The sequence below is a fragment of the Massilia sp. NBRC 108631 genome (genome assembly GCF_059704565.1).
On the sequence record NZ_BAAKJE010000259.1, the window covers coordinates 1 to 230 of the forward strand.

Sequence of the window (230 nt, forward strand, 5' to 3'; positions counted from 1 at the left end):
TACACTTACCGAAAACCCGTAGTCTTGAGTAAATGCAGTGGTGGAGGATGACGGGATCGAACCGACGACCCCCTGCTTGCAAAGCAGGTGCTCTCCCAGCTGAGCTAATCCCCCTGGGTAAAACTGGTAGGGCTGGTTGGACTCGAACCAACGACCCCCGCGTTATCAACACGGTGCTCTAACCAGCTGAGCTACAGCCCCAGAAAACGTTCTCTTTAAAAACAGCCGAT

2 tRNA genes are annotated in these 230 nt (G+C 53.5%); both read right to left on the reverse strand.

From position 1 onward, the window contains the following. Positions 1-38: 38 nt before the first annotated feature. Positions 39-114 (reverse strand) — tRNA-Ala (locus AC6H42_RS27930). 10 nt (positions 115-124) lie between these two features. Further along, positions 125-201 (reverse strand) — tRNA-Ile (locus AC6H42_RS27935). Positions 202-230 lie beyond the last annotated feature (29 nt).